Genomic DNA, 23667 nt, shown 5'->3' on the forward strand with positions numbered 1-23667 from the left:
TCTCAACTGTAGCGTTATTCCCACAGAAACTAAGAAAATTACCAAAGCATAAACTAAAAAGCGGACAAAGAAGTAATACAGAATGAATTATCTCATAGATAATAGGAATAGCAAGTATAGTAGAAAGGATAAGCAAACAAATCCCGCATAATGCCAAATATTTTCACGCCCTGCCTCACTAATACCAGGAGGCAAATCTAAATATTTGCAATTCAAAAAATATAAAGTTATTTACTCATCACTAAATCATTCACAAGTCCTAGATTATTTAAAACCGACAACTATAACAATCAAGAACTGATACTAATTAATATAAATTAGCTATGATCAAACCTCCATCGCTCCTGTACAAGAATCATAAGTGTAGCGCGGCACCCCACTTAACTCTTCGCAACCAAATGGCGTCTCCTTAAGAGCTTCTAATTCATTTCGTTTAGCATTTAACAACTTTATAGTTGATTCATGTGCTCTCCATCTTTCGCCTCTTCTAGAACTTTCAGATTGATCTTCTATCCATTCTTCCCATGTAAATAACGCAATATTTGGATCAAAGTTTTCTTTCTTCTCATTGATATATGCAAAAACAGAGACTATGTTTCTTGCTAAATGCCCTCCTCGACTTTGTTGTTCAATTTCATAGAGGAAATTTACAGAACGGCTATCTATTTTTGTAAACAACTGCAACTGCTCCCAACTCACTCCGTGCTTACATAGATAAAGGAGCCATGAGGAGGTTCCTAAATCCCACCCCACACTACTCTTTGTACAAGAAAAACTTGGCTGATATTCGTTATCTAAATAAACCTTTAGACAATTCTGTAAATGAGAAATTAAATCCCGAGTTTGCTCCCATGTATTATTCTTAGAATGATCGAGCATCATCTTGTATTCTTCTCGGGTTGTCACTCGAGATAAAATCCAAACAGATGGAATGACAATGGTATTTATTTGACTCACAAATCCTAAACGACTGGTCCAATAAACAGCGGGAGATATTCTCTCTGCTATAGGCAATTCCCTATCCCCTAATGCAATCAACTTATCGAGAAAATAGAAAGGGCATTCTTTTAGTAAAATTTCATCCAGAGGTTGTAACTCAATATCACGACAATCAAATTCCATAATAGATAAACGGGAACTTTGTAATTTCATCCTGAGATTTTCGGGATAATTTTCAAGCTTTCTACTCTCAATCAATCCGTCTATAAGAAGGCGTAGCTCTTGAATCGTTAAGAACTCCTGAATACATATCTGATAGATGATTCTAGGATAATTTTTTGCTACTATAGAAAGAAATCCTTTTGGAAGAGACGTCATTTCACCTACATAACTTGTAGCATCAACTGTAGCCTCTGCATCGATTACTAATTGACTATCATATAACCAACTTAAATCAAGATCTATTTCTAAACTATCTTCTTCTTTAATAGAGTCATCACTAACAATTGAGGAAGATAAATTAAATGCAGCATTTAAAATAGAAGTCGATTCTTCATCAAAAAATTCCTCTCCAACAGTACTGGAATCTAGCATAGATGCAGCAATAGTCTCAGAATATGATTCTGGAGTTTCAGCTAAAACAAAATCGTCATCAGAAGATTCTCTGTCATCAATTGTAGAATCCAATACAGATACAGATGTAGCACTAACCTCTATAGACTCATCTAAAGAAGAACTCTCTTCAGTAGAGGAGGAGATAGAACCATTTGTCCCAGAATCAACGATAGGCGTTATAATAACATAAGGGTGTCTAGAATAATATAAAGCAGAGATTAGTAAAGCTCCACAAAGCACTAAAGAGATTACCAAACCTAATATCATTACTGGTCCAGAAATGCCGCTGAAAATAACAGAGGCCAAGACAAAAGATACGATCGCACAAAAAACGCCAGATATAACTAAGGCCTGCTTATATAAGCGCTGCGAAACGGAAGAACATGAACAGTCATCAATTAAAGATGATTTAACACAGAAAAAAAATGTACTATGACAACCCATTGACCCACAACTATCAAGAATAGTTTTCTTATCCAAATGACAGGGGGACAACAAGTTAAATTAAAAAGCCCTGATGTATTAGGGAAAGCAGTCTATTTATAATTAACTAATTAGTGAATCTATATTTTTTAGTTGCGAAATAATTTTCTACAACAGAATGAACCAAGAGGTTAATAAACAATATATTAAGAATTACTCATAGGAACTTTCTGGGTAAAAAAAATCAAGATTATTTATGAAGGTTAAAAGTTCCGGTGTGTATCACAGGAAAAAGCAACCGTAAAATCTCTAGATTCTTGGTAAAGATTGTCAGGAATGCACATTTGTGAATTAATAATGACTTCTTATAAAGATTATGACCCCATGAACATTACCGATCTTCTTATCTACTTAAATGATCTATTGTCTTCGGAATCATTTCCCGATTACGGCCCCAATGGTTTACAAATAGGAAATCTTAACGCAAATGTTGAAAAAATAGCTGTTGGGGTAACTGCAGATTTATCAACAATACAAGCAGCTATCAAATTAGGCGCCAACGTATTAATTGTTCATCACGGATTATTTTGGAAAGGCATGCCCTATCCTATTACAGGAATGCTTTATAATCGTATACAGCTCCTAATTAAGCATGGCATACAACTATTAGCTTATCATTTACCCCTAGATGCACACCCAACCATTGGAAATAATTGGAAAGCGGCCCGCGATTTACAATGGACAAACTTACAGCCATTCGGCAGTTCTCTTCCCTATCTAGGAGTCCAAGGATCCTTCCAACCAATATCCATAGAAAATTTTGTAGAAAATCTATCTAATTACTACCAATCCCCTATAAAAGCTCAGGCGCTGGGCGGCCCACAAACCATCTCCTCAGCAGCACTCATCTCCGGAGGAGCTTACAAAGAGCTATCTCAAGCTATTCTTTGTAAAATTGATTGTTTCATCACAGGAAATTTTGATGAACCCGCATGGTCCATGGCCCTAGAAAATCATGTGCATTTTCTTGCCTTTGGTCATACGGCAACAGAAAAAGTAGGACCAAAAGCTCTCGCAGACTACCTTCAGACCAACCTACAAGTTTCCTCAACATTTATTGATACCGACAATCCATTTTAATATGCAAAAATGTGCGTGATCGTTCTTGGCTTTTTCTTAGAACTTCCCTTATAGTAAGTTCTTTTTTGCTATTTCAAAAATCCATAGATCATCATGACCGTAGATACAGAAAAACAACAAGTAGTCCGTCCAAGAAACGAAATCGCTGCTGCAGACTGCTGGGATGTCAGCCCTCTATACCCAAATAGAGAAGACTGGAAAGCAGATTTAGACTCTTTTGGGTTGAAAACAGACGGTTCGCCTACCTGGCCAGAACTGCAAGCAACGCAATATCAACTTGAGGATTCCGAATCTCTCCTTTCTCTATTAACGAAACTTTTCTCAGTTGAAAGAAAGCTTGATAAACTCTACGTTTACGCCCACCTCGTTCATGATCAAGACATAACAAACCAAGAGGGAGTCGCAGATCTAAAATCGATCACACATCTACACATTCTCTTTTCTGAAGAGATCTCTTGGATACAGCCTGCCTTAATTGGTTTATCAGAGCCTATAATAGCGCAACATTTATCGGCTCCCTGCTTAGCTCCCTATAGATTCTATTTAGAAAAAATCTTTAGACTATCTATGCATACAGGTACTCCTGGAGAAGAAAAAATTTTAGCCTCAGCATTTGCACCTTTTGAAGTGGCTAGCAAAGCATTCTCTTCTTTAAGTGACTCAGAAATTCCCTTTGGTCAAGCTATGGACTCAGAAGGAAATTCCCATCCTCTTTCCCATGCACTAGCTTCATTATACATGCAATCTACAGATAGGGAATTAAGAAAGACAGCTTACCTAGCACAATGTGAAAGATATTATAATTACCGCCATACTTTTGCTAATCTGCTGAATGGAAAAATCCAAGCACATCTCTTCTATGCGAAGAATAAAAAGTATGGTTCTTGTTTAGAATCCGCGTTGTACCATAACAATATACCCACAACGGTGTATACCAATCTTATGGATATTGTGAAGAAGAACGCTTCACTAATTACCAAATACTATTCCCTAAAACAAAAAGCTCTGAATATAAAAGACTTTCACTTCTATGATGTCTATGCACCCCTAAGCCAATCCGAAGAGAAGAAATACTCTTATGAAGAAGCTGTAGACCTGATTTACGATAGTCTTTCTCCTCTGGGAACTGAATACGTTGATATTTTAAAACAGGGATTAACCACAGAAGGTTGGGTAGACAAATACGAGAACCTGAATAAACGCTCTGGAGCCTACTCTTCGGGATGCTATGACAGCTACCCTTATATTTTATTGAATTACACAGGAACATTATACGATGTATCTGTAATCGCTCATGAAGGTGGTCATAGCATGCATTCGTATTTCAGCAGGAAAAACCAGTCTTTCCATGACGCTCAATACCCTATTTTCCTCGCTGAAATTGCCTCAACTCTCAATGAAATGCTTCTTATGGATTCAATGCTGAAAAAGAGCAATTCTAAGGAAGAAAAGATCACTATTCTTACAAGATGTTTAGATACGATCTTTTCTACGCTATTTCGCCAGGTTTTATTTGCTTCTTTTGAATACGAAGTCCACTCTGCAGCAGAACAAGGTATTCCTTTAACCGAAGAATATCTATCCTCAACCTATAAGAATTTACAAAATGATTTTTATGGGGGGATCATAACATTCGATACTCTTTCCAACATAGAATGGGCAAGAATTCCCCATTTCTATTACAATTTCTACGTATACCAGTACGCAACAGGCATCATCGCCGCCCTATGCTTTGCGGAAAGAATTCTTAACAAAGAAGATAACGCTCTCGAATCGTACATGAACTTCTTAAAAAGTGGTGGCTCCGACTTCCCATTAGAAATCTTGAAGAAGTCCGGATTGGATATGGCAACCAGCGAGCCCATATACAAGGCCTTTTCCTTCATAGAGAGAAAAATTCAAGAGTTATCATCTTTAATTTAAAACAACTAAAGAAAAGTAGCACTTGATATTATTAAGTGCTAAAATCATTGCCAAAAAACGAGAGACTTTGGTATCGTTCCTGAGAAACGGCAAAGTCTCTTTTAGAACAAGAAACACAAGGAGCTTATAACATGTCAGATCAAGCAACGACCCTTAGGATTAAGCCCCTGGGCGATAGAATTTTAGTGAAAAGAGAAGAAGAAGATTCTACAGCGCGCGGCGGCATCATTTTACCTGATACAGCAAAGAAAAAACAGGATCGAGCAGAGGTATTAGTCCTAGGCACTGGAAAACGAGATAAAGATGGCAACGTCCTACCTTTTGAAGTTACCGTGGGTGATACTGTTTTAATAGATAAATACGCGGGACAAGAACTTACCGTTGATGGTGAGGAGTACGTCATTGTTCAGGAAAGCGAAGTTATGGCAGTTCTCAAGTAAGAGAAATCATTATTTATAGATTGCAAAAAGTTAAGGAGCACAAAAAAACAATGGCAGCAAAAAATATTAAATATAACGAAGACGCCAGAAAAAAAATCCATAAAGGAGTTAAAACCCTTGCAGAAGCTGTAAAAGTAACCTTAGGTCCTAAAGGCCGTCATGTGGTTATCGATAAAAGCTTTGGTTCTCCTCAAGTTACCAAAGATGGCGTAACTGTCGCTAAAGAAATTGAGCTCGAAGACAAGCATGAGAACATGGGAGCTCAAATGGTAAAAGAAGTCGCTAGCAAAACTGCAGATAAAGCTGGTGATGGAACTACAACAGCTACTGTTCTTGCAGAAGCTATCTACAGTGAAGGATTGAGAAACGTAACTGCAGGCGCCAATCCTATGGACCTCAAAAGAGGCATTGATAAGGCAGTAAAAGTCGTTGTCGATGAAATCAAAAAAATTAGTAAACCCGTACAACATCACAAAGAAATAGCTCAAGTAGCGACTATTTCTGCAAATAATGATGCTGAAATCGGTAATCTTATCGCCGAAGCCATGGAAAAAGTTGGCAAAAACGGCTCTATTACTGTTGAAGAAGCTAAAGGTTTCGAAACTGTCCTCGACGTTGTCGAAGGTATGAATTTCAACCGCGGATACCTATCCAGCTACTTCTCTACAAATCCTGAAACACAAGAATGTGTTTTAGAAGAAGCTCTCGTGCTTATCTATGATAAAAAAATTTCCGGAATCAAAGATTTTCTACCAGTTTTACAACAAGTAGCAGAATCAGGACGTCCCCTACTTATCATTGCTGAAGATATCGAAGGAGAAGCTTTAGCTACTTTAGTAGTAAACAGACTACGTGCTGGATTCAGAGTGTGTGCAGTAAAAGCTCCTGGATTTGGTGATAGAAGAAAAGCTATGTTAGAAGACATCGCTATTTTAACTGGTGGTCAACTCATCAGCGAAGAGCTTGGCATGAAGCTTGAGAACACAACTCTAGCTATGTTAGGAAAAGCTAAAAAAGTCATCGTTTCCAAAGAAGATACAACAATTGTTGAAGGTCTTGGCAGCAAAGAAGATATTGAATCTCGCTGCGAAAGTATCAAAAAACAAATCGAAGACAGTACTTCTGATTACGACAAAGAAAAACTCCAAGAACGTTTAGCTAAACTTTCCGGAGGCGTAGCTGTAATCCGTGTAGGAGCTGCTACAGAAATCGAAATGAAAGAGAAAAAAGACAGAGTAGATGATGCTCAGCATGCAACTCTTGCTGCAGTTGAAGAAGGTATTCTACCTGGCGGTGGTACAGCTTTAGTTCGCTGCATCCCTACTTTAGAAGCTTTCATTCCTATTCTTACAAATGAAGATGAGCAAATCGGAGCACGTATTGTTCTCAAAGCATTATCCGCTCCATTAAAGCAAATTGCAGCCAATGCTGGTAAAGAAGGCGCTATCATCTGTCAACAAGTGCTTTCTCGCTCCTCTAGCGAAGGCTATGATGCTTTACGCGATGCTTACACCGACATGATTGAGGCAGGAATTCTCGATCCAACTAAAGTTACACGTTGTGCTTTAGAAAGCGCAGCTTCTGTAGCTGGGCTTCTATTAACAACAGAAGCTTTAATTGCCGATATTCCTGAAGAGAAATCCTCTTCTGCTCCCGCAATGCCAGGCGCAGGAATGGATTATTAATCCTTAATTTAGAGAGCATTTTCTCTAATATTATAAGGTCTCCTTTCATCCATCTTGAGAAGAAAGGGGGCCTTTTTTATTTTCTAATATTTCTTTCTTCATCTATGTTGGAAACCAAGATAAATCATATTCTCATCATGCATGTTTAAACTTTTAAAGAATTTATTTTTATTAGCATTTTGCGTTATCGCTTATTTTTGGATTCGCAAAGAAAGTATTGTTGAGCATTGGTTATCTGCAAAATTACACACTCAAGTAACTGTAGGCAGGGTCTCTCCTAGAACCTCAGGGATGAAAATCCGTTACCTATGTATTCATAATCCCATGCCATCGGAGCGTTTCCCCTATGCCATGGAAATTGAATACGTGAACTTGCGTTTTTCTCTTATTTCTATGCTTCTATCTAAGAAAATAGAGATCTCAGATCTTCTTATTCATGGAGCCAACTTCACTATACTTCCCTACGACAATCAGTCGTCAAAAACGAACTGGTCGTTATTATGGAAAAATTTCACTCCACAAAATCAAGAAGTGCTCGGGACATCTCCAGCACAATCTTTTTCATCAAGACTCGATGACGTTCCCGTATTGATTAAACGTTGCCTATTTGTAAATACGCGTATTCATGGAGTAAAAGCAAATAATAAAGAAATTCCATATCTTGCTGTACCCTCTTTGGAATACCACAGCAATATAAACAAACAAGGTTCTCTACCAAACCTTGCAACAGCGCTAACCTCTATTCTTTACCTCGCCGTAGAAGAAAGTCTATATCATGTAAATATTCCCGGAGATATCGTTAAAGCACTGTCTAAGCAATCCCATACCTACTTTAGCTCCGCCTACCCTATCCTAATAGAAAATGAAGAGCCAGAAACTACAGTAACTCAAAAAAAGTCCACTAATGAAATCGTAGGATTTGTTAGAGAGCTATTTTTTCATTAAAAAGAACAAATAATAAAATTCTTTGTCCCCCTTCCCACCTCATTCCATAGCGTAGCCGCAACAGCTTTAATACAAGAAGATATTTATACAGAAAACCTATTGACTTTTTTGCTATTTCACTTAAAATTGTCTTTTTTGGATGTTCCGGAGTAGCTCAGCGGTAGAGCAGTGGACTGTTAATCCATTGGTCGTTGGTTCGAACCCATCCTCCGGAGTTCTCTTTACTAAGTTCCTATGGAGTAGAGGGAAATGACCAAACCCACCTCACAAGAAATCACCACAATAAACCCAGTTCAGACTAGTTTTCCTTTATTTTGCAGACAGTCTATTTCTTCATCTGCTCTAGGGGTGTGTATCAGCGTGTCTGCTATTTTAGCTACAGCAGCTGTTATCGCCTGTTTATGTTTAGCTCGTTCATCAGAAATACTGATTATCATAATGGCATTAATTACAGGGGTTCTTGTTATTCTCTGTTTCCTACAAATTGTTTTTCATATTCACGGAAAAAAACAAAGGGCAATACAACATCCATCTCCCCTACAACCCCAGCCACTAGCACCCACACAAACTCTGGTTCTTCCACAACTTCCTGAAGCTACCCTTACAGAGCTACAGCAAAAGATGTCTACAGATCCGAAACCACAATAGAAAATCTCCTACATGTCAATCAAGAGGACTTCTTTCCTGATAAGGATGCCTGGGCAGAGATTTTCCTAAAAGATCCGCAATTTCTATTACAAAGTATCTTGGCTTCGTGGAAAACCTGCCAAGAAGATGGCGATGAGGTAACTCTCTCTAGAGATTATATAGGGTTTGATATTGTCCTCACAACTCACGATTTTGCAGGACTAGAAGCAGAGGCTGTTATCAATGAAGAACCCCAACGGTGCTACATACATCAGGAGCTTCAAAGAAATCTACCCCGAGATACAGGTAGCCAGGTCATAAGAACGAAATTAGGAAATCTAACTTATGTACTTCCTATTCTTCGAGATTCTTTAACACCTAATGAAAATGCTGATACAACAAGTCAGGAAGAGATCAATGAAGCCTTCTATAAAATCTTCAAAAGTTTCTTCACGAAGTACTACATAGCATTAAACGCTAGCGTTGCTAGAGAAAAAATTATCACTCTACAACTCCTTAGATCTGGTTGTCCTGATCTCAGAGTACGTCAGATGGAAATTTTCGCGCTATTTTGCGCTATTGAACAAATGCACTTCACGCAAACACCAGAAACTCCAAGTCTATTTAGCAATACAGTCGCTTCTCAACAATTGCCGGTATCGCCACTAACGTCTCCAACAGCAACTGCTTATGGTCAGCTACGAACATCTCCTACAAGTCCTCCAATGCTCACACCTCAATTTGATAGCATGCAAAGATTCTTAGCTCAGGAGAGACATCATCAAAACATTCCAACAGATGCAAGTCAAACGTCAGTCCATTCTATCTCCGGAAGATTACTGGAAAATATTTGTAGAAAAAGATATAGCGTCATTCCCAAGAGAATGCTCTCCATACGGACTTGTTTCTCATCCTTGCGGAAATCATGAAGATTCCATGCGGCATCTAAATCAAGCCCGTTTTATGGAAACTGAACATCTTGTTATTGCAAATCTAACCGAAGCTGAAATTCAAAATCTCAGTCGCCTCTCTAGACGAATAACTCCCCAGCACTCTCGAGATAACAACTATTAAACTATGCAATCAGACAGCTACAGGTGTCGTTGTACGCAGGAGTCGTGATAAAAGAGACGCACGGTACTGATTCAACACTGTAGCGTTTGTTAGAATCTCACGAGCCTTAACAACATTATCCTCGGGCATCTGGCAATGCTCAGGAAGATATTCTATATGTAATCCTGAAAGGACAACTAAGCCTTTGTCTAACCGTCGGGAAATAATCGCAGCAGGTTGTTCAGGAAGATCTTCATACCGAGCTTCTACACAAATTTCTGTATAAGCATCTGCGTGCTCAAAATAGGGCCCACCATTAAATAAAGCCCAACCATACGTATTTAAGTTAGAAAAAACCAGCGGCGCGGCGCGAACCCCTACCGGAGTGGTATAAGAAAATACGCTACCATAGGCAGGGCCTACAGCACGACCAGGGAAAAACCCTAATCCCCGATCGGCAGTATAAAGAAAGCCATCAGGCTCATCAAAACTCAAACTCTTACATGCAAAGTAAGCGCCTGCACAGATACCTAGATAACTCCCCCCCTCACGAACATAGTTATCTATTCTTGCTGTTCCTAAACCATGTAAAGTTTCATGATAGGGGCGGTCAGCACCCCCAGGAATAATCAGCAACCTAGCCGTACACTCCCATAGGGGATCATAAAGAAGGAACTTCCCATCTACCCGGCAAATTTCTAGGTTTTCCTCAGAAGGAAGACTACTTCTTAACCAGCGCATCAGATGGCGTAAATAATAGGGGGAGACACCCGCGTCAGAATAAATGAGTATTTTTGTTCTCATAGTAAATAAACCGGATAATACTTGGATTAGAATCACCCGAATATTATAAAGTGTTTAATCCATTAAAAATGTTGCTTATGGTAAAATATCTGTTTTATTACCTATAAAACCTTTAGCGTCTCAAGAGGCGGATATGTTTGTTAACGATTCTCAAATACAACAAGCTCGTAATGTTCCCCTAGGACTGTTTCATAGCCTCCTCGCTTGTCTCTATTGGGGAATCGTCTTCGTAATCCCTGATTTGTTAGAATCTTTTCACGAACTTGATATCGTCTTAACCCGTTATACCATTTTTGGTATTTTTTCTCTTTTCCCTATCCTATGGAAAAGACAAAATATCTTTAAAAATGTCTCTTTGCGTATTTGGGGTCAAAGCTTCCTCTGGGCCTTTCTTGTAGATATTGTCTACTATCTCGGCATTACCCTAGCCATTCGTTACATAGGCGCCGCTATAACCATTATTATCGCGGGATTAGCTCCCATAGCCGTCCTATTTCATTCGAATATAAAGAAAAAAGAGATTTCCTATGCCCTACTCTCTGCGATTAGCAGTGTGATCTTCCTAGGGGTCGTGCTAACAAACCTTTCGGAGTTTCATTCAACAACAGCAGATCCTTTGCAGTATTTCATGGGACTTTCCCTTGTGACCATCTCCACAGGAATTTGGGTTGCCTATATCGTCTGCAACCACGACTTTTTGTTAAAAAATCCTAACATTTCCCCTGATTTATGGTGTGGACTGTTAGGGGTAGCTTCGTTAATTTTATGTCTACCCTTGATTATTCTTTTTGATTGTCTTGGCATCACGTATGTTGCTCATAACTTCATAGCACATACGCCGACATCAGAACGGTTCCTCTTTATTGTTCTATGCTCAGCTATGGGGATACTCTCTTCGTCTCGAGCCATCACGTCCTGGAATAAAGCTAGCCTACACCTCCCCCCTGCTTTTTTAGGGGCCATGTTAATCTTTGAGCCTATTTTTGGTTTGATTTTATCCTATCTTTATCAAAGGATCTTACCCAGCTTACAAGAAGGGATAGGGATTTTCTTAATGTTAGGAGGTAGCCTCACCTGCTTAATTCTTTTTGGAAGAAGGGCGGGTCAAAAGGAACCGGAAGAATCCGAGATTCTTCCTTCGGCAGATTAGCGAAAAAACATTTCTAAAAAAGGTAGAAAAGCTGAAAAGTTTCTCGTGGCAAGTTTTATAAGACTTGCCTCTAAGAATCTAGGAATGATTTTCTACTGCAAGAAGAACAGTACATCTTTAAAAATACTGATCGAATAAAAAATTTATATTCAGCTACACTCACCTTACTATCTTAATCAACGAAACTTGATAAAGATAAAATCAAAATCTCGCGTTTGAAAACACAGAACGCAATGTATAACGCGAACATCTTGGTGAAAAAAAAGAAACTACTTAAGTGTTCTTATGGACACATTGCAAACACTAGTGTATAGGTGTCTTTCGTTATTACACTTAAGCACTAGGGAGTTTTTCAATCCCAATAGCTAGAAGTATTGGAGAAGGGGAACTTGCGTGTCCCAGGAGGAAAACAACTTGAAAAAAGTCATACTCCCAAACTTCCTAAGCTACAGCTATGGAAATACGCTAAATAATTCTCCCACGACACTCGTCCCCTGAAAGTAGATTTAAGAATTCTATGGAGAAAATTTCCGGAAAATTAGAAGGCATACTTTTTGAAGATCAAGATTCAAAGGAAACTGCTGCGCGCATAAGAATACCCTATAAGGGTACGGTCATCGTTATCAAAGGGCAGTTCCCTAACTCTTTTCTACAAATTGGGATGCAACTGCATCTATATGGAAAATGGTCAGAAAATCCTAATTTAGGAAAATACTTCCAAGTCTACAGTTGTGATTCTCTAGAAGGGAGAGATAATCGTGGGGTAGTCAATTATCTTACCTCTAAACTTATCAAGGGTATCGGTCCAAAAATCACTGAGAAGATTATTGAAACATTCCAAGGTGAAACTACTGATATCCTGGACAATCAACCAGAAAAATTAATTGAAGTTCCAGGAATTAGCCAAACGCGTTGTGACAGCCTCTGCGAGCAACTTCGCGAACAAAAAGATCTTAGAACCACCCTGCTCTTCCTACAGCAATATAATATTGCTATTCACTATGGCGTAAGAATTTATAAAAAATATAAAGAGCACTCCATAGAGAAAATCTGTGAAGATCCCTTCCTTCTCGCTAGAGAGATGGAAGGAATAGGATTTAAAACTGCGGATCTTATTGCCACGCGCTTAGGAGTGCCATTAAATTCACAAAGCCGATTATTTGCAGGAATCCAACATTCCCTGGAAGAACTCCAAGAAGATGGTCATACCTGTTATCCCCTACAAAGGCTTGCGCAGGCTGTAGAGAAACTCCTAAATCAAGATATCCCTGACAAACTGATACAAACTGAAGAGATCATCTCTCAAATATATAACATGCAAGAAAAAAACCTTTTGCATATTCAAGAATTAGAAACCGTACCGCACGTCTGGGTAAAGCATGTTTACCTGGCAGAAAAGACTGTAGTTTCTGATTTAAAACGGATCTTATTTTCCTCGAGGAGAATTCGTCCTATAGATGGCAACAAAGCTATTCAATGGGTTGAGGAGAATCTCAACCTTCACCTAGAGCAAAAGCAAAGAGAAGCTGTTCATGCATGTTTTTTAGAAAAGATTCACATTATCACTGGAGGACCAGGAACAGGGAAAAGTACCATCACCAAGGCTATCCTTAAAATATTTGAACAGGTTACCTATAAAATCATTCTCGCTGCTCCTACAGGGAAAGCAGCAAAACGTATGACAGAGATCACGGGAAAGCACTCCGTGACTATTCATGCTCTGTTACAGTATGATTTTAAAACACGTTCTTTTCGTAAGAATTATGAAAATCCCATAGACTGTGATCTCATCATAGTCGATGAATCGGGAATGATGGATACCTATCTCCTACATCATTTTCTAAAAGCACTTCCCGATCATGTGATTGTTATCCTCATTGGAGATGTGCATCAGCTACCTAGTATTGGCCCTGGAAATATCTTAAAAGATATTATCAATTCTAAAAAAATCACCGTAACCAAGCTAAATAAGATTTTCCGTCAGGTACATGACTCAAACATCATTATCAATGCCCATAAAGTAAATGAAGGAGAATTCCCCATACTCTATTCTGAATCTGGGCGTAAGGATTTCTTATTTTTCCAAAAAGAAGATCCTCAGGAAGCTGTGGATCACATTGTCCAACTAGTTACACAATTCATTCCTAAGAAATACCATATCTATCCTAAAGATATTCAGATTCTTGCCCCTATGAAAAAAGGCATCTTAGGAATCCATAATCTCAATAAAGTATTAAAGTCTGCTCTAAACCCTAAACAAGCAACTCTCCATGGTAAATTTCATTCCTATGCTATTGGAGATAAAGTTATGCAAATCCGCAATAACTATAATAAAGAAGTGTTCAACGGAGATATTGGCTATATCTCCATGATCAACTTTGAAAATAAGCGTGTTGTAGTCAACATGGAAGGAAAGTATGTTGTCTATTCCTTCTCGGAACTTGATGATCTTGTTTTAGCCTACGCCACTTCAGTGCATAAATATCAAGGAAGTGAAAGTCCCTGTATTGTCCTTCCTATACATACATCCCACTTTATGATGCTCTATAGAAATCTTCTTTACACAGCAATTACAAGGGGGAAACAGCTTGTTATTCTAGTGGGAACAAAAAAAGCAATCGCCATAGCCACAAGAAATGATAAGGTACAACATCGCTGTACAGGACTCGAGCAAGCTCTTGAGCAGCTTACACAACCTGGACAAGAAACTATCTCATTTTCATAAGATGAAAATAAAGCTAATCTACAATTGTGAACAACAACTGCGGTGTTGTTAGAGAGAAAACCTCATCCGAGAAATCTATAAATTCTGTATTCCAAAGGTTTTTCACACGATCTTTATCCTGATTTTCAAGATCTAAAGATTTGGGAGCCAGCATATTCCATATCTCCCAAGCTGTCCCTGGCAAAATAGGATACGCAATCAGCGCGAGCAACTTCTGACAATAACACGCACAAAAAAGTATAGCCTCTACACGATGCGCGAATCCTTCTTTAAGAAGCTTCCATGGTGCCTGATCGTTAAAGTACACATTTCCTAATGCAGCTAGCTCCATAATTGCAGAGCACGCCTTACGCAAGCTATACTTACTATAATACGCTTGGGCTTCCTGAACAATTCTTTGGCAGTCATCCAGAAACTGTCTGTCTTTATCTTCTAAAGCTTCTGGACACGTTAATTCTCTAAACCCATTTTTCTCTGCAAAAGCAAGCACACGGTTAATAAAATTCCCAAACTTACCAACAAGCTCTGAATTACACCGTGTCTTAAAATCTAGGAAAGTAAATTCACTATCAGAAGTTTCTGGAGCCGTTGCGGCTAATACATAACGTAATTTATCAAGAGAATAGGTATCCAAGAAGGCATCCATATCTACGAAATTCCCCTCAGATTTACTGAATTGGGCCCCCTCAAGAAGATAAAACTCCGAGGATATTAAAGCGTTCATTTTCTTATAAGGGATGCTTTGCCCCAATTCCATAGCAGGAAATATCGCCGCATGAAAAGGAATATTATCCTTACCTATAAACTGTACATACTCTGTCGACTCTTCTAACCAAAAGTCTTTCCAAAGATCGGGAGTGTTCACAGACGCTGCCCAATCCATAGTGGCGCTGATATAGCCAATAGGAGCGTCAAACCATACATAAAATACCTTATTTGGGAAATCAGGAACGGGGATTCCCCAAGATAAATCTCTAGTAATGGCACGTGGACGCAAATTCTTAATATAATCTACAACGAACTTACGAATATGCTCAGGTAAATATGCTTTTTCTATAAATGCTAATAAAGGCTCGACCATACGTTCTAAATGAAAATACGCATGCTCTGTCTCTTTAAGAACGAGTTGTGATCCCGATAATTTAGATCGTGGATTGATTAAATCCGTAGCTTCGTAGTCAGCGCCACACTTTTGACATTCATCACCACGAGCACCATCAAAACCACATTTCGGACAGGTACCTTCTACATAACGATCGGCAAGAAAACGCTTTTCATCTTCAGAATATAGCTGAAACGAAATCTGATTTTCTACTAAGCCTTTAGATTTTAGCTCTAGATAAAAATCTTCAACAATAGCCTTGTGAAAAGGATTTGTAGTACGTGAGAAGAAATCCAAGGAAATTCCCAATTTATCAAAAGTATCCTTATGCACCTTATGATACATACTCACATACTCTTGATAGCCTAAACCTACGCGTTCGGCATTTAATGTGATTGCGATTCCATACTCATCAGAACCACAAATATAAAGAACATCATCCCCCAATAATCTACGAAATCTAGCATAGACATCTGCAGGCAAGTAGGCTCCAGCTATATGTCCAAAATGTAGAGGTCCGTTCGCATAAGGCAATGCCGAGGTAATTAAAACGCGCGAGGGCATTATTTTACATCACTCCATGTGTAAGCTGAAGGGTCTTTTCTTCTTCCCGACACGGATCCTTCTCTTCTTCTTTCAGTAACGGGAGCGGTAGCATTCTCTACATCTTCTTCTGTAAAATCTGCCTGAACTCCGTCCCTTTCTAATAAAACTAAAGCCTCAATGGCTGCATTAGAAGAACGTACGTCGCCTTTTGCTATTCTAATTTTTGCCTGCTTAATCGCATAATTTACTAAACTAAACGGGCTTTCAAATAATTGGTTTAACTTTTCATTTGTTAAACGATCTTTGTTGCTCATAATACGTTCCTATGTTCTTCTGCTATAAAAATACTCTTCAAAATCTCGTAAGATTTTTGCAAATCATCATTGATAATGACGTATTCAAATTGGTTCGATGCTGCTTGTTCAATAAGACTATGCTGCAATCGTTCTTGTCTTTGAGAATCTTGCTCAGACCCTCTATATTTTAAACGCCTCTCTAATTCTTCTTGCGAAGGTGCGGAAATAAAAATCGTGACTGTAGGGATCTTACTTTTTAAAGACAAAGCTCCTTCTACATCAATCACTGCAACCGCATGTTTCCCTGATTTCCAAATTTCATCAATTTCTAAACGACTAGTTCCGTAATACTCTCCAAAAAGCAAGACCCACTCTAGAAAATTATTACTATCCAATCGTTGTTTAAACTCTTCTTGGGAAACAAACCAGTAATCTATACCAGAAACTTCTTCGGGACGAGGAGCTCGCGTTGTTAAGGATAAGGTTTTTTGAAAAGAATCGGGAAATTCTTGTGCTAACATACGCACTAGTGTAGTTTTCCCAGCTCCTGCAGGAGCACTAATAGTAAATAATTTCGGTGCACACGAGGGGTGATCAGGGGAAAAAGGAACACGAACTTTATCTTTCATAAAATATTAGACTACCTGCCTTATGGGAGCAAAACTCTTTCTATGACAATCACAAGGGCCAAAAGCCCTTAATGCTGCTAAATGCGCGGCTGTTCCATAACCTTTATGCTTGTCAAAGCCATAATTGGGATAGCGTTGATGAAGCTCTCGCATTAAGTCATCTCTATATTCTTTAGCTATTATCGATGCTGCGGCTATGGATGCGGATTTTGAATCTCCTTTGATAATCTTCTTACAAGGAATCTTATGGGGTAAATGTAGACCATCTATTAGAAGAAAATCAGGATGAACAGATAAGTTGGCTATTGCTTTCGCCATAGCTTCCTTGGTTGCTTCAAGAATATTGATCTCATCTATTCTTTCTACAGAGACAACTCCGATTCCATAACATACATCTGGATCATTCAATAGAATATCGCGAATTTTGCCTCTTTCTTTGGGAGTCAATTTTTTACTATCATTCACTCCGGCAAATATCTTACCTCGAGGAAGGATACAAGCTCCTGCAACAACAGGCCCCGCTAAGGGGCCTCTTCCGACCTCATCTACTCCAGCTATGATAGAAAAACCCTCACCATAAACTTCTTCTTCAAAGATAGTTTTAGATAAAAATAATTGTTCCTCATCAATAGCTAGTGTCTTCATGGTCCGGTATATCTTAAGTAAAATCAGAAATCAGCTAAATTCAATAGATATAACTAACTACTTAGGAGCTCTAGGACCAATATATTCCTTAACTTTAGCAGCCTTACCGGTCTTACCTTTCAAGTAGTATAGACGAGCTCGAGAAACTTTACCTCGTTTCACAACCTCAATACCTACGATCTTAGGACTATGAAGTAAGAAACTCTTTTCCATGCCTTCGCCGTAAGCTACGCGGTGTAAAGCAACAGTTTCCCCTGCTCCTCCACCTCTACGGGCCATAACTGTCCCTTGAAATACCTGTGTACGTTCTTTACCACCGTCCACAATTTTTGTAGCTACACGAATTGTATCTCCAACACGAAAATCTGTAAGAGCTTCTTTTCGAAGCTGTTCGTCTTGCAATTCCTTAATTAAGTTCCCCATAACTTCACCTAAATTCTCTATTTCTATTTTACCTTTTTGTAAGAGATCGTCCATTGATGTCCGTCAAAATCACGAACTAATCTCACCGTTCCATGATCGTCAGCTTGTTCTAGAGTCCCTCCAAGCATTTTCCATCGTCCTAAAAAACTAAAAAAATCGTCTTCACAATCCAATCGAAGCGACAAAATGGCTGTATTTTTATTTTTTAACCCTACTTCTTGCAAATGGAGAACCATTTGCGTTCTTCCAGGGATCTGTAGTTTATCCTTACTAGGTTGATTTAATCTAAACATCTTAGAATAAAACTTTCGCGATCGTTGTAGATCTTCAACCTCTAAAACTACAGCACTCTCACCTTCTAATGTAGACTGTTTCGTATCTTCTTCCCGTGGGAAAACTTCTTCATTCTCTCGATCGTAAAGATAGCGAATATATAAATCAGGACGCCTTTCTCGGGTTCTATCTAAACTTACCTGCTTTCTCCACCGCGCAACCGCTTGATGATCTCCTTGAAGAAGCACTTCGGGAACCTCTTTACCTTCAAATACTCGAGGACGTGTGTATTGAGGTCCCTCTAACAACCCATTTTCTAGAGAATCCTTTTCTGCACTCTCCTGATTTCCCAAAACTCCAGGAATAAATCGAGATAAAGCATCGATTACGACTAAGGCTGCAATTCCGCCATTAGTTAAAACATAATCTCCGATACTTATCTCCTCATCTACTTCACTTTCTAAAGCTCTTTCGTCAATGCCTTCATAGTGCCCACATAAGAATATCAAATGAGAACACTTTGCCAATTCTCGGCTCTTCTGTGCTGTTAAAGGCTTTCCTTGAGGAGAAAGATGTATTACCCTGCTATCGCTTCTTTTAATATGCCGTATTGCCTGTACTACAGGCTCTGCCATAAGAAGCATCCCATCATTGTTAAATGGGGCGTCGTCTACTTGCTTCCACTTTCCTAATCCGAAATCTCGGATATCTCTGGATTGGATTTTTAACAGCCCGTTCTTAATAGCCTTACCTAAAATACTAGAACGTAAAGGACTATCAAAATAGTCTGGGAATAAAGAAAGTATCTCGATCTCCATCCCAATCCTAAAAATTACTTCGCAGCAGCTTTTGCAGCTTCAGCTCTTTTTAAAGAACGACGTTGGCGATAAGCGCGACGTTTTTGACATACAGCAGCTTTGCGAGCAGCTTGTTTAGCCATCAATTCACTGTAAACTCCAGGAGCGCCTTGTTTAATCAAAACAGCAGCTTTTTCTGTAAGTTCAGCACCTTGGCTTAACCAGTGGAAAATTCTATCACCTTTCAATTGATAGTTAACTGCGCTATGAGGATCGTACCAACCTAATAATTCTATATATCTACCATCACGAGGAGACTCAACATCAGCAAGTACTAATCTATAGACTACGTGATTTCTTCGCCCTTGTTGTCGTAAACGAATTTTTAACGCCACAGGTTTCCTCCAGACATTTTCTTTTTCATTTGTTCTATTCTCTCTTTACTCATATTTTTAAAAAACTTTTTAGATTGTGCCATACGCTTGCGAAACTGGTTTACATCACCTACAGTTAACCCGCAACCGGCAGCAATTCTTTTCATGCGACTCATGTCTAGCTCAACTTCCTCTTTTCTTTCTTCAGGAGTCATAGAAAGAATAATCGCTTCTGTTTTTTTCATATGCTCTTCGGAATCCGCTATATCTTTATCGCTAGGTTTAGCACCGCCAAAACTCGGCATCATCCCCATAAGCTTTTTAAGTGGACCCATACGTCGAAATGCCTTCATCTGCTTATAATAATCTTCATAAGTGAAGGTCGACTCTATTAATTTTTTCCCAAGTTCTTCGTCTTCTTCTTCAGAAATACATTCGCGCATTTTTTGGACAAAATGCACGGTATCTCCCATACCTAAAATACGATCTGCCATAGATTCAGCATTAAAAGGTCGAAGATCTTGTATTTTCTCTCCGCAGCCCTCAAATTTTATTGGTTTTCCCAATAAACTTTTCATGGACAATACAGCTCCGGCTCGAGCATCTCCATCTGTCATGGAGATAATCACTCCCGTGAGATCTAGATAATCATCAAACGCTTTAGCCGTGGTAACAGCGTCCTGTCCCATAGCTAAATTCATAACAAATAGCCGCTCACATGATTTGGAGATTTTTTGTATGGAAGCCAATTCTTCCATCAACACTTCATCCACATGCAATCGGCCTGCTGTATCAATTAAAACAAGATCATGGCCATGCTGCTTCGCATAGTCTAAAGCCTGGGAAGCTACTTTTACAGGATCCTGACCTTCCGGATTATACAGCTCAGCGCGGGTTTTTGAAATCAAGTTTCTTAATTGATCTACTGCCGCAAAGCGTTTTAAATCGCAGGGGACAACGAGCACCTTCTTTGCCTTACCTTCCTCTAGAGCATAAGCGGCGAGCTTAGCGCAGGTCGTCGTTTTTCCCGTTCCTTGTAAGCCGCAAAGTAAAATGACTCCAGGATTCCCTGAAGTAATTAAATCGGCCTTACCGCTAAGCAATTCTGTCAATTCTTCATGTAAATAGCGTATAAACTGCTGTCCGGGAGAAACGTGCTTCCATACTTCCTCTCCGAGAATTTTTTCCTTTACCTTAGCAATAAAACTTTTCACGACATGATAGTTCACATCGGCGTCTAGTAAGGCTAAGCGGACTTCCCGGATCGCTTCGGAGATATTTTCTTCAGTAATTCTACGAGAGGAAACTAACGAAGAAAAAATTGAGGATAGTTTTTGCGACAAAGAACTGATCATCTACTCAGCAAAAATCAAGAATAATCTCATGAGGATACAGCATCACTTGCATGATTTTCAAGAAAAAAAATCCTATCGCATCCCGAGAGATCTTGGTATATGTTCCCTGAGATGCCACGATTTGCAAAAATTCTTTTTACTGAACTCCCCTGCTTATAGCCAATTTCCAGCCAACCGACACCTCTGGGGAGCAAAATAGTATTCAGCTCATTAGCAATGCGTTCATAAAATTCCAATCCAGAACTGCCTCCAACTAATGCTTTCCACGGCTCGTGACAACGAACCTCAGGATCTACATGCAGGATCTCATCGAAAGAAAGGTAGGGAGGATTGCAGACAAAAGCATCCCCAGGGCAAGAATATGGAGCAAACAAGTCCCCGTTAAGAATTTCAACATTTAAATTATTTTTAAATGCATTTGTCTTAGCTACAGCCACCGCTTTTGAGCAAATATCTGAAAGAATAACTTGAATATTAGGGCAATATTTTTTTATAGATAATCCCAAACAACCACTTCCGCAACAAACATCATAAAATGTTTGAATATGAGGATGATCGCTTAAATATTTTACGATCTGTTCGGCTAATAATTCTGTTTCCATTCTAGGGATAAGGACGCGAGAATCCACTTCCAGATGCAGGCCTAAAAAATGTACACTGCCGTGAATATAGGCTGTTGGATAACGCTGAGCTCTTTTTTGAATACGCTCCCAATAGGCCGGAATAAGATGTTCATCTAATGTAATAGATGCCAGTTGCGCTCTGGACCTGATTTCCAGAAAATCCATTAAAACATCTGCGGCTTCTCTATCAGGGAAAGCTACACCACAACACTTTAAATATGCAGCAGCTTCTCTAAGAATTCTCTTCGTTTCCATGTTGCAAGAGCTGGTGATACGCATGGCTAACTAAAGCTGAAGTGATAGCGTCTAAATCCCCTTCCATAACCTTATCTAGATTATAAAGGGTGAGCCCTATCCTATGATCAGTCACGCGATTTTGTGAGAAATTGTATGTACGAATTCTTTCCGAACGATCCCCACTACCCACCTGAGCTGAGCGCATAGCAGAAGCTTCTTTCTGACGTCGCTGCATTTCTGCATCACGTATACGCGCTTTTAAAATACGCATAGCCTTAGCTTTATTTTTATGCTGGCTACGTTCATCTTGGCAAGTAACAACAACGCCTGTAGGCAAGTGGGTAATCCGAACCGCAGAGTCAGTAACATTGACGTGCTGACCTCCTGCTCCAGAAGCCCTAAAGGTATCTATTTTTAAATCTTTCTCATCGATAAAGACTTCTTCATCATCTTCTGCGGGTTCTGGCAACACAGCAACAGTAATTGCGGAAGTATGCACACGACCTTGCGTTTCAGTTTCAGGAACTCTTTGCACGCGGTGCGTTCCAGCTTCATACTGAAGCAAACGTTTTACAGCTGCTCCAGATATCCCCATGACATATTCTTTATATCCCCCGATATCAGATTCAGAAGCAGAAAGCACTTCGTACTTCCATCCCTTAGTAGAGGCATACAAATGATACATGCGAACACAGTCTCCCACGAAAAGAGCTGCTTCATCCCCACCCGTACCCGCACGCAACTCCATGATCACATTTAAATCATCATCTGGATCCGGAGGAACTAATAGATTCTCTAAAACTTTATAAAGCTTATCAACCTCAGCTTTTCCCAATTGAATGCCTTCTTCTAGCATAGCAATCATTTCAGGATCTTTTTCTTGAGCTAGCGCTTCTTTATCATCATTGAGAATTTTTTCTTGTCCTAAAACTTTATCATATACGTTCTTTAATTCAGAAAGACGCGCATGTTCCTTACTTAAGCTACTATACTCTTTAGGATTCTCAAAAATTTCTGGATTAGAGATTTTAACTTCCACTTCCTCTAAGCGCTTCAAATATTCTAGAATCTTTTTTTCCATGAGTTACTTCTCAATCAAGAGCTCCTGACATACTTCTCGATATGAATATCGCGGAGCTTTTAAGTTAATTTTTTTAATTCTTTACCATCGAAGAGGTACGAGCTCTCCTCTTCAACACCACAACTATTGAAAAATTAGAGAACACATTAACGCTCTATAAGGTACAGCGCATACTGCTAGGCTAAGGAGATTTTCAATCACCTTGCTGTCAACATCATGAGTCAATGTTTTATCACATCCCGTCAATATGCGTCACTGCAAACGAAAAAAACATTCTAACAACTATTTGTTGAACAGATAGACATAGTACAGGATCTGAATGTTTTTAAATGAAACACAAAAAAAACACGCTTCAATACATCCTAGAACAAGGAGAATGAGAACGTGTTTTAACAAAAACATTAAAGCTTAATAGATAAGACTATTTCTTTTTCTTTGCAGGAGCTTTTTTCTTACCTTTAACCACAGGTCCTTCTTCTGCAGGAGCTTGAACAGGTTGCGCAGGCTTTGCATTGCTGTAACGTTTTAAGAACTTATCTACCCGACCTTCGGCATCGACTAATCTCTTACTTCCAGTGAAGAAAGGATGTGAGGAAGAGGATACGCTGACGTAGCATACAGGATACTCTTGTCCTTCATAAACTTCCGTCTTATCGCTTTGGTATGTAGATCCGCAAACAAATTTATATCCTGTAGAAGAATCTACGAATAAAACTTTGTTATATTCGGGATGAGTGTTCTTTTTCATATTGACAACTCCAAAATCACCGTCTTATGGTATGTGGGAAACAAGATCATGAATACTAAGGGAAAAGTG

The 23667-nt window shown here is 39.1% G+C and carries 23 protein-coding genes and 1 tRNA gene; 11 read left to right on the top strand and 13 right to left on the bottom strand.

What is annotated here, in order from left to right:
• Nucleotides 1-327 precede the first annotated feature (327 nt).
• Nucleotides 328-2052: a DUF1389 domain-containing protein gene (locus CCA_RS03215; RefSeq protein ID WP_157850888.1), complete on the bottom strand. Its 1725-nt coding sequence runs from the start codon at nucleotides 2050-2052 to the stop codon at nucleotides 328-330.
• Nucleotides 2053-2361: 309 nt separating this feature from the next.
• Here CCA_RS03215 and CCA_RS03220 point away from each other — a divergent pair, with 309 nt between their 5' ends.
• The 9 genes from CCA_RS03220 (at nucleotide 2362) to CCA_RS05315 (ending at nucleotide 9811) form a co-directional block, all read left to right on the top strand.
• Entirely contained in the window at nucleotides 2362-3117 is a 756-nt protein-coding gene (locus CCA_RS03220) for a Nif3-like dinuclear metal center hexameric protein (protein WP_011006597.1), read from the top strand.
• 93 nt (nucleotides 3118-3210) lie between these two features.
• A complete protein-coding gene (pepF, locus tag CCA_RS03225; RefSeq protein WP_011006598.1) occupies nucleotides 3211-5040 on the top strand; it encodes an oligoendopeptidase F in 1830 nt (609 codons plus the stop codon).
• 131 nt (nucleotides 5041-5171) lie between these two features.
• Nucleotides 5172-5480 carry a co-chaperone GroES gene (locus CCA_RS03230; protein ID WP_011006599.1) on the top strand — a complete coding sequence of 103 codons (309 nt, stop codon included), beginning with the start codon at nucleotides 5172-5174 and terminating at the stop codon, nucleotides 5478-5480.
• 50 nt (nucleotides 5481-5530) lie between these two features.
• Entirely contained in the window at nucleotides 5531-7165 is a 1635-nt protein-coding gene (gene groL / locus CCA_RS03235; protein ID WP_011006600.1) for a chaperonin GroEL, read from the top strand.
• A 141-nt stretch (nucleotides 7166-7306) separates the two neighbouring features.
• Nucleotides 7307-8110 carry a hypothetical protein gene (locus CCA_RS03240; RefSeq protein ID WP_011006601.1) on the top strand — a complete coding sequence of 268 codons (804 nt, stop codon included), beginning with the start codon at nucleotides 7307-7309 and terminating at the stop codon, nucleotides 8108-8110.
• A 143-nt stretch (nucleotides 8111-8253) separates the two neighbouring features.
• Nucleotides 8254-8325 (top strand) — tRNA-Asn (locus tag CCA_RS03245).
• Between the two features lie 34 nt (nucleotides 8326-8359).
• Nucleotides 8360-8758 carry a hypothetical protein gene (locus tag CCA_RS05305; RefSeq protein ID WP_011006602.1) on the top strand — a complete coding sequence of 133 codons (399 nt, stop codon included), beginning with the start codon at nucleotides 8360-8362 and terminating at the stop codon, nucleotides 8756-8758.
• A 98-nt stretch (nucleotides 8759-8856) separates the two neighbouring features.
• On the top strand, nucleotides 8857-9666 hold the full coding sequence (locus CCA_RS05310) for a hypothetical protein (protein WP_011006604.1): 810 nt from the start codon (nucleotides 8857-8859) through the stop codon (nucleotides 9664-9666).
• 7 nt (nucleotides 9667-9673) lie between these two features.
• A complete protein-coding gene (locus CCA_RS05315) occupies nucleotides 9674-9811 on the top strand; it encodes a hypothetical protein (RefSeq protein ID WP_157850889.1) in 138 nt (45 codons plus the stop codon).
• 9 nt (nucleotides 9812-9820) lie between these two features.
• Here the strand turns inward: CCA_RS05315 and CCA_RS03255 are convergent, their stop codons facing one another.
• Nucleotides 9821-10594, bottom strand: a complete 774-nt coding sequence (locus tag CCA_RS03255) for a BPL-N domain-containing protein (RefSeq protein WP_011006605.1) — start codon at nucleotides 10592-10594, stop codon at nucleotides 9821-9823.
• 133 nt (nucleotides 10595-10727) lie between these two features.
• Here CCA_RS03255 and CCA_RS03260 point away from each other — a divergent pair, with 133 nt between their 5' ends.
• Together CCA_RS03260 and CCA_RS03265 are read left to right on the top strand one after the other, a co-directional pair.
• A complete protein-coding gene (locus tag CCA_RS03260; RefSeq protein ID WP_011006606.1) occupies nucleotides 10728-11744 on the top strand; it encodes a DMT family transporter in 1017 nt (338 codons plus the stop codon).
• Nucleotides 11745-12261: 517 nt separating this feature from the next.
• The gene (locus tag CCA_RS03265; RefSeq protein ID WP_011006607.1) at nucleotides 12262-14469 is read left to right on the top strand and encodes an SF1B family DNA helicase RecD2; all 2208 of its coding nucleotides are present in this window, start codon (nucleotides 12262-12264) and stop codon (nucleotides 14467-14469) included.
• A gap of 13 nt (nucleotides 14470-14482) precedes the next feature.
• Here CCA_RS03265 and metG read toward each other — a convergent pair whose 3' ends face one another.
• The 11 genes from metG to CCA_RS03320 form a co-directional block, all read right to left on the bottom strand.
• Entirely contained in the window at nucleotides 14483-16135 is a 1653-nt protein-coding gene (metG, locus tag CCA_RS03270; protein ID WP_011006608.1) for a methionine--tRNA ligase, read from the bottom strand.
• Nucleotides 16135-16431 carry a hypothetical protein gene (locus CCA_RS03275; protein ID WP_011006609.1) on the bottom strand — a complete coding sequence of 99 codons (297 nt, stop codon included), beginning with the start codon at nucleotides 16429-16431 and terminating at the stop codon, nucleotides 16135-16137. Before CCA_RS03275 ends, metG begins: the two co-directional genes overlap by 1 nt.
• The gene (gmk, locus tag CCA_RS03280; protein WP_011006610.1) at nucleotides 16428-17042 is read right to left on the bottom strand and encodes a guanylate kinase; all 615 of its coding nucleotides are present in this window, start codon (nucleotides 17040-17042) and stop codon (nucleotides 16428-16430) included. The genes CCA_RS03275 and gmk overlap by 4 nt, the downstream gene beginning before the upstream one ends.
• 6 nt (nucleotides 17043-17048) lie before the next feature.
• A complete protein-coding gene (locus CCA_RS03285) occupies nucleotides 17049-17687 on the bottom strand; it encodes a ribonuclease HII (RefSeq protein WP_011006611.1) in 639 nt (212 codons plus the stop codon).
• A 57-nt stretch (nucleotides 17688-17744) separates the two neighbouring features.
• Nucleotides 17745-18110, bottom strand: a complete 366-nt coding sequence (gene rplS, locus CCA_RS03290; protein WP_011006612.1) for a 50S ribosomal protein L19 — start codon at nucleotides 18108-18110, stop codon at nucleotides 17745-17747.
• Nucleotides 18111-18133: 23 nt separating this feature from the next.
• Nucleotides 18134-19201, bottom strand: a complete 1068-nt coding sequence (gene trmD / locus CCA_RS03295) for a tRNA (guanosine(37)-N1)-methyltransferase TrmD (protein WP_011006613.1) — start codon at nucleotides 19199-19201, stop codon at nucleotides 18134-18136.
• A 14-nt stretch (nucleotides 19202-19215) separates the two neighbouring features.
• Nucleotides 19216-19575: a 30S ribosomal protein S16 gene (locus CCA_RS03300; RefSeq protein WP_011006614.1), complete on the bottom strand. Its 360-nt coding sequence runs from the start codon at nucleotides 19573-19575 to the stop codon at nucleotides 19216-19218.
• Complete coding sequence (gene ffh, locus CCA_RS03305) at nucleotides 19566-20909, bottom strand: signal recognition particle protein (protein WP_011006615.1); 1344 nt, start codon at nucleotides 20907-20909, stop codon at nucleotides 19566-19568. Before ffh ends, CCA_RS03300 begins: the two co-directional genes overlap by 10 nt.
• A gap of 26 nt (nucleotides 20910-20935) precedes the next feature.
• Entirely contained in the window at nucleotides 20936-21787 is an 852-nt protein-coding gene (prmC, locus tag CCA_RS03310) for a peptide chain release factor N(5)-glutamine methyltransferase (protein ID WP_011006616.1), read from the bottom strand.
• Nucleotides 21765-22850 (bottom strand): peptide chain release factor 1, encoded by a 1086-nt coding sequence (prfA, locus tag CCA_RS03315; RefSeq protein WP_011006617.1) that lies wholly within the window; start codon nucleotides 22848-22850, stop codon nucleotides 21765-21767. Before prfA ends, prmC begins: the two co-directional genes overlap by 23 nt.
• Before the next feature lie 421 nt (nucleotides 22851-23271).
• Nucleotides 23272-23598: a type B 50S ribosomal protein L31 gene (locus tag CCA_RS03320; RefSeq protein WP_011006618.1), complete on the bottom strand. Its 327-nt coding sequence runs from the start codon at nucleotides 23596-23598 to the stop codon at nucleotides 23272-23274.
• Nucleotides 23599-23667: the final 69 nt, after the last annotated feature.

It is taken from the genome of Chlamydia caviae GPIC (genome assembly GCF_000007605.1).
In the GTDB taxonomy this organism is placed as follows: domain Bacteria; phylum Chlamydiota; class Chlamydiia; order Chlamydiales; family Chlamydiaceae; genus Chlamydia; species Chlamydia caviae.

Excerpts from the sequence above, each read along its gene's own strand:
- CCA_RS03220 (WP_011006597.1), top strand. The coding sequence starts at position 2,362 with ATGAACATTACCGATCTTCTTATCTACTTAAATGATCTATTGTCTTCG.
- pepF (WP_011006598.1), top strand. The coding sequence starts at position 3,211 with ATGACCGTAGATACAGAAAAACAACAAGTAGTCCGTCCAAGAAACGAA.
- CCA_RS03230 (WP_011006599.1), top strand. The coding sequence starts at position 5,172 with ATGTCAGATCAAGCAACGACCCTTAGGATTAAGCCCCTGGGCGATAGA.
- groL (WP_011006600.1), top strand. The coding sequence starts at position 5,531 with ATGGCAGCAAAAAATATTAAATATAACGAAGACGCCAGAAAAAAAATC.
- CCA_RS03240 (WP_011006601.1), top strand. The coding sequence starts at position 7,307 with ATGTTTAAACTTTTAAAGAATTTATTTTTATTAGCATTTTGCGTTATC.
- CCA_RS05305 (WP_011006602.1), top strand. The coding sequence starts at position 8,360 with ATGACCAAACCCACCTCACAAGAAATCACCACAATAAACCCAGTTCAG.
- CCA_RS05315 (WP_157850889.1), top strand. The coding sequence starts at position 9,674 with ATGCGGCATCTAAATCAAGCCCGTTTTATGGAAACTGAACATCTTGTT.
- CCA_RS03255 (WP_011006605.1), bottom strand. The coding sequence starts at position 10,594 with ATGAGAACAAAAATACTCATTTATTCTGACGCGGGTGTCTCCCCCTAT.
- CCA_RS03260 (WP_011006606.1), top strand. The coding sequence starts at position 10,728 with ATGTTTGTTAACGATTCTCAAATACAACAAGCTCGTAATGTTCCCCTA.
- CCA_RS03265 (WP_011006607.1), top strand. The coding sequence starts at position 12,262 with ATGGAGAAAATTTCCGGAAAATTAGAAGGCATACTTTTTGAAGATCAA.
- metG (WP_011006608.1), bottom strand. The coding sequence starts at position 16,135 with ATGCCCTCGCGCGTTTTAATTACCTCGGCATTGCCTTATGCGAACGGA.
- CCA_RS03275 (WP_011006609.1), bottom strand. The coding sequence starts at position 16,431 with ATGAGCAACAAAGATCGTTTAACAAATGAAAAGTTAAACCAATTATTT.
- gmk (WP_011006610.1), bottom strand. The coding sequence starts at position 17,042 with ATGAAAGATAAAGTTCGTGTTCCTTTTTCCCCTGATCACCCCTCGTGT.
- CCA_RS03285 (WP_011006611.1), bottom strand. The coding sequence starts at position 17,687 with ATGAAGACACTAGCTATTGATGAGGAACAATTATTTTTATCTAAAACT.
- rplS (WP_011006612.1), bottom strand. The coding sequence starts at position 18,110 with ATGGGGAACTTAATTAAGGAATTGCAAGACGAACAGCTTCGAAAAGAA.
- trmD (WP_011006613.1), bottom strand. The coding sequence starts at position 19,201 with ATGGAGATCGAGATACTTTCTTTATTCCCAGACTATTTTGATAGTCCT.
- ffh (WP_011006615.1), bottom strand. The coding sequence starts at position 20,909 with ATGATCAGTTCTTTGTCGCAAAAACTATCCTCAATTTTTTCTTCGTTA.
- prmC (WP_011006616.1), bottom strand. The coding sequence starts at position 21,787 with ATGGAAACGAAGAGAATTCTTAGAGAAGCTGCTGCATATTTAAAGTGT.
- prfA (WP_011006617.1), bottom strand. The coding sequence starts at position 22,850 with ATGGAAAAAAAGATTCTAGAATATTTGAAGCGCTTAGAGGAAGTGGAA.
- CCA_RS03320 (WP_011006618.1), bottom strand. The coding sequence starts at position 23,598 with ATGAAAAAGAACACTCATCCCGAATATAACAAAGTTTTATTCGTAGAT.